Annotated in this window: 7 protein-coding genes; 3 read left to right on the plus strand and 4 right to left on the minus strand. The window is 71.8% G+C overall.

Going from position 1 to position 6,261, the window contains the following annotated elements; all coding sequences use genetic code 11:
* Positions 1-845: TIGR03620 family F420-dependent LLM class oxidoreductase (locus FJ108_17450; protein ID MBM4337675.1), on the plus strand; the 845-nt coding region annotated here is incomplete at its 5' end.
* A gap of 10 nt (positions 846-855) precedes the next feature.
* Here the strand turns inward: FJ108_17450 and FJ108_17455 are convergent.
* Positions 856-1,737, minus strand: coding sequence for an LLM class F420-dependent oxidoreductase (locus tag FJ108_17455; GenBank protein ID MBM4337676.1), 882 nt, complete (start codon positions 1,735-1,737; stop codon positions 856-858).
* Here FJ108_17455 and FJ108_17460 point away from each other — a divergent pair.
* Positions 1,736-3,160 carry an aspartate aminotransferase family protein gene (locus tag FJ108_17460; GenBank protein MBM4337677.1) on the plus strand — a complete coding sequence of 475 codons (1,425 nt, stop codon included), beginning with the start codon at positions 1,736-1,738 and terminating at the stop codon, positions 3,158-3,160. The two genes, FJ108_17455 and FJ108_17460, sit on opposite strands and share 2 nt — an antisense overlap.
* Here FJ108_17460 and FJ108_17465 read toward each other — a convergent pair.
* A complete protein-coding gene (locus FJ108_17465; GenBank protein MBM4337678.1) occupies positions 3,157-3,822 on the minus strand; it encodes an NUDIX domain-containing protein in 666 nt (221 codons plus the stop codon). The two genes, FJ108_17460 and FJ108_17465, sit on opposite strands and share 4 nt — an antisense overlap.
* Before the next feature lie 86 nt (positions 3,823-3,908).
* On the opposite strand from FJ108_17465, the gene FJ108_17470 reads away from it, so the two are divergent.
* Positions 3,909-4,697, plus strand: coding sequence for an SDR family oxidoreductase (locus FJ108_17470; GenBank protein ID MBM4337679.1), 789 nt, complete (start codon positions 3,909-3,911; stop codon positions 4,695-4,697).
* A 30-nt stretch (positions 4,698-4,727) separates the two neighbouring features.
* On the opposite strand, the gene FJ108_17475 is transcribed toward FJ108_17470, so the two are convergent.
* Positions 4,728-5,480, minus strand: a complete 753-nt coding sequence (locus FJ108_17475) for an SDR family oxidoreductase (protein MBM4337680.1) — start codon at positions 5,478-5,480, stop codon at positions 4,728-4,730.
* Positions 5,481-5,539: 59 nt separating this feature from the next.
* Positions 5,540-6,073: a response regulator gene (locus tag FJ108_17480; protein ID MBM4337681.1), complete on the minus strand. Its 534-nt coding sequence runs from the start codon at positions 6,071-6,073 to the stop codon at positions 5,540-5,542.
* Between the last annotated feature and the right edge of the window lie 188 nt (positions 6,074-6,261).

Raw genomic sequence — 6,261 nt, forward strand, 5'->3', positions numbered from 1 at the left:
GGGCGCTCACGGCGGCGCAGGCGGCCGAGGCCGCCCAGCGCATCGAGTCGCTCGGCTACGGCGCGTTCTGGATTCCCGAGGCGATCGGGCGGCACCCCTTCGCGCACGCCGCGTGGCTGCTCGCGAAGACCGAGCGGCTGGTGGTCGCGACCGGGATCGCGAACATCTACGCGCGCGACGCCGCGGCCACCGCGGCCGCACAGAAGACGCTCGCCGAGCAGTCCGGGGGGCGCTTCCTGCTCGGGCTCGGGGTCTCGCACCGGCCGATGGTCGAGGGCGTGCGCGGCCACGTGTACGCGAGCCCGGTCGCGACGATGCGCGCGTACCTCGAGCGGATGGAGAAGGCGCCGTACGCCGCGTTTCCCCCGGCCGAAGCGCCACCGACGGTGCTCGCCGCGCTCGGCCCGAAGATGCTCCAGCTCGCCGCCACGAAGACGAAGGGAGCGCACCCGTACTTCACCACGCCCGAGCACACCGCGATGGCGCGAAAGACGATGGGGCCCGACGCGTGGCTCTGCGTCGAGCAGAAGGTGCTGCTCGAGACCGACCCCGCGAAGGCGCGAAATCTCGCGCGCCTCACCGCCGCGATCTACCTGGGCCTCGAGAACTACCGCAACAACTGGAAGCGGCTGGGCTTCGCCGACAGCGACTTCGCAAACGGCGGAAGCGATCGGTTCATCGACGCGACCGTGGCCTGGGGCGACGTGTCGGTGCTGCAGAAGCGGGTTCGCGCGCACCTGGACGCGGGAGCGAGCCACGTCTGCATCCAGCCGATCAACCCGAGCGGTCAGCCGGTTCCCGACTGGAAGGTGCTCGAGGCCCTCGCTCCCGGGCGCGCGGGATAGATGGCGCCGATCAGGCGAGTCTTCGCGAGAGCGGCAGGTACTCCTGCGCGAGCCTTCCGAGCGCGGACGAGATCGCCGCTCGGTCGCGCGCGAACGCGATCAGGATCACCTGATCCGCGCCCGCGCGCCGGTACGCTTCGAGCTTCGCCGGAGTCATCGCGCGCAGGTACGGCGAGACGGAGATGACGAGATCGCTGCGCTTGCGGCCGTTCGCGTCGAGCAGCGCGTCGAGCCGGGCGAGCCGCTCGACCAAGCCCTCGGGCTCGAGGTTGAATCCGTACCAGCCCTGGCCGATGTCGGCCACGCGCTGCAGCGCCGCGTCGCTCTCGCCGCCGAAGTGGATCGGCACGTGCGGCTTCTGGATCGGCTTGGGGAACTGCCGGCAGGCGGGAAGGTCGTAGAACTCGTCCTTGAACTCCGACACCTCGTCGCACCAGAGCCGGCGCATGACCTCGACGTACGAGCGGGTTCGCTCGCCGCGCCGCGCCCAGGGGACGCCGACCGCGCGGAACTCCTCGGCCAGCCAGCCGACACCGACGCCCAGGTCGAGCCGGCCGCCCGAGAGCCAGTCCACGTTCGCCGCCTCCTTGGCCGTGTACACCGGATTGCGTTGGGGCACCAACAGCACTCCCGTGCCGAGGCGGATCCGGTTCGTGAGCGCGGCTAGATAGGCGAGCGTCGTGAACGGCTCGAGCATTCCGCTCGACGGCGCCGCGGGAATGCGCCCGTCCGCCGAGTAGGGGTACTTCGAGCCGTACTCGTCGAAGAGCACCACGTGCTCCGCCGCCCAGAGCGAATCGAAGCCGAGCTGCTCCGCGGTCTCGCCGAAGCTGCGCACGTAGGCGGCGTCCGCGACCGGACCCAGGAGCGGACAGAAGACACCCAGCTTCATGGCGATCTCCCCGTCGACTCTCGCGTCAGGCTATCATGCGCTCCGCGATGACGGTCGCGACGGCGCTAGCGTTCGGAACGGGGCTCGGCTGATGGAGGCCGAGCGCGCGCGTCGCTTCGCCTTCGCGTCACGGGCGGGCGCGACACCGCTGCGGATCGCGCGCAGCGAGGGCGTCTGGCTCTACACCGACGAAGGGCGGCAGATCCTCGACGCCTCGGGCGGCGCGATCGTCGTCGGAATCGGCCACGGCCGGCGCGAGGTCGCCGAGGCCTATGCGCGCGAGGCCGAGCGACTCGCCTACGCGATTCCGCCGTTCGCAAGCGAAGCCCGCGTCCGCCTGGTCGAACGCCTGGTCGACTCGTGGCTGCCGCGCGGGCTCACGCGCGTGGGCTTCACCAGCGGGGGCTCGGAGTCGGTCGAGGCCGCGCTGCGGATCGCCCGCGCGCACTTCGTCGCCGCCGGTCAGCCGAAGCGCTGGCAGGTGATCGGCCGCGACCTCTCCTATCACGGCACGACCTTCGCGACGCTCGCCGTCGGCGGCCACACGAAGCGCCGCAAGGGCTTCGAGCCGTGGCTCGCCGATCTGCCGAAGGCGCCCGCCTGCTACTGCTACCGCTGCCCGCTCGGGAGGTCGCTTCCGGGCTGCGACGTCGCCTGCGCCGACGGGGTCGAGGCGGCGATCCTGCGCGCCGGGCCCGAGAACGTGGCCGCGGTGATCGCCGAGCCGATCGGCGGCTCGACCGCCGGCGCGCTGGTTCCGCCCGACGGGTACTGGCCGAGGCTCGCCGAGATCTGCAAGCGCCACGGAGTTCTGCTGATCGCCGACGAGGTCATGACCGGCTTCGGCCGCACCGGCAAGCGCTTCGCGGTGGATCACTGGGGAGTGACTCCCGACATCCTGGTCGGCGGCAAGGGCCTGGCCAGCGGATACGCGCCGATGGGCGGAATCTTCGCTAGCGAATCCGTGGTCGCGCCGGTGATCGAGCAGGGACAGGAGTTCATGTTCTTCACCTACTCCGCCCATCCGGCGAGCTGCGCCGCGGCGGAGAAGGTGCTCGAGATCCTGGAGCGCGAGCAGCTCGTCGAGCGCGCGGCGCGGATGGGCGAGATCCTCGGCAAGCGGCTCGCGCGCCTGCTCGATCACCCCAACGTCGGCGACGTGCGCGGGCGCGGGCTGCTCTGGGCCGTGGAGCTCGTGGCCGACAAGAGCTCCGGAACGCCATTCCCCGCCGAGGCCGGGCTCACCGCGAAGATCGTCGCGGCCGGGATCGCGCACGGCGTGTTCGTCTACCCCGGCGGCGTCGATCCCGCGCGCGACGTGATCAGCTTCGGCCCGCCGTTCACGATCGCCGAGGACGAGATCGAGCTGCTCGCCTCGCGCTTCGAGCAGGCGCTCGAGAGCGCGCTCGCGCGCGTGCGCTAGAGCGGATCGCGCAGGTAGCGCCAGCCCGAGTCGAGCATCAGCAGGCGGTGGCGTGCGCCTTCACGCGACGGGTCGCGGGTCTCCCAGCCGGCGTCCGCCGGGTAGAGCGAGCAGGCGCCGCCCTCCAGACGCACCAGCCGCGGCAGATAGACCAGCGGCGACTGCGCGCGCGCGGCGGCGATCGCCTCCGCGGCGCTGCTCCTCGCGAGCAGCGTCGAGAGCGTGACGAAGGTCGGCGGCGGAAGCTCGATCTCTCCGGCGCGCCGCGCTTCGAGCGCGGCCGCGGGCGTGAGCCAGGCGTGCGCGTGGATCTCGCCGCCGTCGACACGAACCTGTGTCGCATCGGCCGACCCGACGAAGAACCAGGTCGCGAAGCGCTTCGGCAGCCCTTCCGGCGTGGTCCAGTGCGAGATCTGCACCAGCGCCTCGGGATCGAGCGAGAGCCCCGCCTCCTCGCGCGCCTCGCGCGAAGCGGCGCGGCGAGCCGCACCGAGCTCGCCTCCCTCGCCCGAGTCCCCGGCGTCGATCCGCCCGCCGGGGAACACCCAGGCGCCGCCGTGAAAGGCGAGCTGCGAGTTGCGCCGCAAGAGCAGGACCTCGAGCCCGGCGCTCCCGTCGCGGAGCAGGACCACGGTCGAGGCGGGCGCGGCTTCGGTCGTCACTCGGCCATGATAGGCCGATCGATCGACGTCCTGCCGGGCTCGAGCGCGCGGGCCCGGTGGTATGCTGAGCGACCGCGGAGATCCGGATGATCCTCGATCGCTTCAGACTCGACGGAAAGGTCGCGCTCGTCACGGGAGCCGGCCGCGGCATCGGCGCGGGAATCGCGCTCGGCTTCGCCGAGGCCGGAGCCGACGTGGTCTGCGCCGCCCGCACGCTTGGCGAGATCGACGCGGTCGCCGAGCGAGTGCGCGCGCTCGGCCGGCGCGCGATCGCGGTTCCCTGCGACGTGATGGAGCGGGCCCAGCTCGAGGCGCTGGTCGCGCGCGCGATCGGCGAGCTCGGCCGGATCGACGTGCTGGTGAACAACGCCGGCGGCTCGCCCTGGAAGCCGTTCCTGAACACCAGCGAGCGCCTTTTCGAGGAATCGTTCCGCTTCAACGTCACCTCGGCGTTCCTGCTGGCGCGGCTCGCGGTCCCCCACATGCTGGAAAGAGGCGGCGGCGCGATCGTGAACATCTCGTCGGCGCTGGGCCGCATCACCGACCGCGGCTTCTCCGCCTACGGAACCGCGAAGGCGGCGCTCTCGCACCTGACGCGGCTGCTCGCGAACGAGCTCGCGCCGCGCGTGCGCGTGAACGCGATCAGCGTCGGCGCGGTCGAGACCTCCGCGCTCGCGCCGTTCCTCGCCGCGGAGGGCATGCGCAAGAAGATGGAGGCGCGGACGCCGCTGCGCCGCGTGGGAAGCCCCGAGGACATCGCCGCCGCCGCGCTCTGGCTCGCGTCCGACGCCGGCGGCTGGGTGACCGGAAAGATCATCGAGGTCGACGGCGGCACCGAGACCACGAACTTCCCGCTCTCGCTTCCGGACCTGTGAACGCGACGGCGCTCGGATCGGGACGGCCCTTCAGGACAGCGTGCCGCCGTCGACCCGGATCTCCGCTCCGTTGATGTGCGCAGCGTCGTCTGAGGCGAGGAACGCGACCACCGAGGCGGCGGCCTCGGGCCCGCGGAAGACTCCGTCGGGCGGCATGATCCGGTAGACGAGCTTGCGATCGGCGCCGGCGGGGAGCTTGAACGCGGAGTGGATCGGTGTGGTCACCGAGCCGGGGCAGACCGCGTTCGCGCGCAGGCCCTGCGCGCAGTACTCGATCGCCAGCGTGTAGGTGAGCGCGAGCACGCCCCCCTTCGAGGCCGAGTACGCGGCCGTCCACGGGTGTCCCGCGAGCGCCGCGGTCGACGACATGTTCACGATGTTCCCGCGCGCCGCGAGCAGGTGCGGAAGCGCCGCCTTGCAGACGAAGAACGTGCCGTCGAGGTTCACGGCGAGGATCCGACGCCAGGTCTCGAGCGACAGCTCGTGCGTGTGGTCGAAATGCAGGATTCCGGCGATGTTGCAGAGCACGTCGAGCCGGCCGAAGCAACGCGCCGCGGCTTCGACCGAGACGATGGCGGCGTCGGGATCGGAGACGTCGCAGATGCGCGTCTCGACCTCGGCGCCGAGCTCTCGGGCGGCCTTCGCGGTCTCGTCGAGCGCCTGCGCCTGGACGTCGAGCAGGAAGAGCCGCGCGCCCTCGCCCGCCAGGCGCTGCGCCGTCGCGCGGCCGATGCCGCTGGCCGCGCCCGTGATCAGCGCGCTTTTTCCTTCGAACCGCCGCATCGCCACCTCCGCGCTCATCATACGCGAGCGGAGGGGCGCCGCGGATCGCTCGACGCGCCTCAGACCGCTCGCTTCTCCAGCAGCGCGCGCGCGAGGCTCACGAGGCGCTCGCGGTCGATCGGCTTGGACAGGTACTCGTCGCAGCCCGACGCGAGGCAGCGCTCGCGATCACCGGCCATGGCTTGCGCGGTGAGCGCGAGGATCGGGGTCGCGAAGCCGTCGCCGCGCAGCGCCGCGGCGGCCTCGTAGCCGGTCATCAGCGGCATCTGCATGTCCATGACGATCAGGTCGAACGGCTCGCCGCGTTCGCTCGCCGCGGCCACCATCTCGCAAGCGATCTGGCCGTCGCAGGCGATCTCGACCTCGAGACCCGCGCGGCGCAGCACCAGCGAGATCAACGCCTGATTGTCCGCGCCGTCCTCGGCGAGAAGCACGCGTGCGCGCAGCGGCTCGGGCTCGCGCGCGGTCGCGACCGCCGGCGGCGGCTCGGGGCTCGCCGTCTCCTGAGACACGTCGAGCATGCGCACGCCCTCGAGAGAACCGGTGCCCACGCTGGCGCGAAAGACGCTTCCCCCGCCCTGCGCGCTCGACACCGTCAGGTCGCCGCCGAGAAGACGGGCGAGCGCGCGCGAGATCGTGAGCCCCAGGCCGCTGGGTAGTGCATCTTCCTTTCTGTAACGGCGCCAACTCCGAGGGTCGGAGTTGAGGTGGGGGGCCGATCTCGCTTTCCTTGTGAGCAACCACGCAACACAAGGAAGGAAGCGAAATGGCCCACCACGAG

This window comes from Deltaproteobacteria bacterium, assembly GCA_016875225.1.
In the GTDB taxonomy this organism is placed as follows: domain Bacteria; phylum Myxococcota_A; class UBA9160; order SZUA-336; family SZUA-336; genus VGRW01.

Excerpts from the sequence above, each read along its gene's own strand:
- FJ108_17460 (MBM4337677.1), top strand. The coding sequence starts at position 1,736 with ATGGCGATCTCCCCGTCGACTCTCGCGTCAGGCTATCATGCGCTCCGC.
- FJ108_17455 (MBM4337676.1), bottom strand. The coding sequence starts at position 1,737 with ATGAAGCTGGGTGTCTTCTGTCCGCTCCTGGGTCCGGTCGCGGACGCC.
- FJ108_17470 (MBM4337679.1), top strand. The coding sequence starts at position 3,909 with ATGATCCTCGATCGCTTCAGACTCGACGGAAAGGTCGCGCTCGTCACG.
- FJ108_17475 (MBM4337680.1), bottom strand. The coding sequence starts at position 5,480 with ATGCGGCGGTTCGAAGGAAAAAGCGCGCTGATCACGGGCGCGGCCAGC.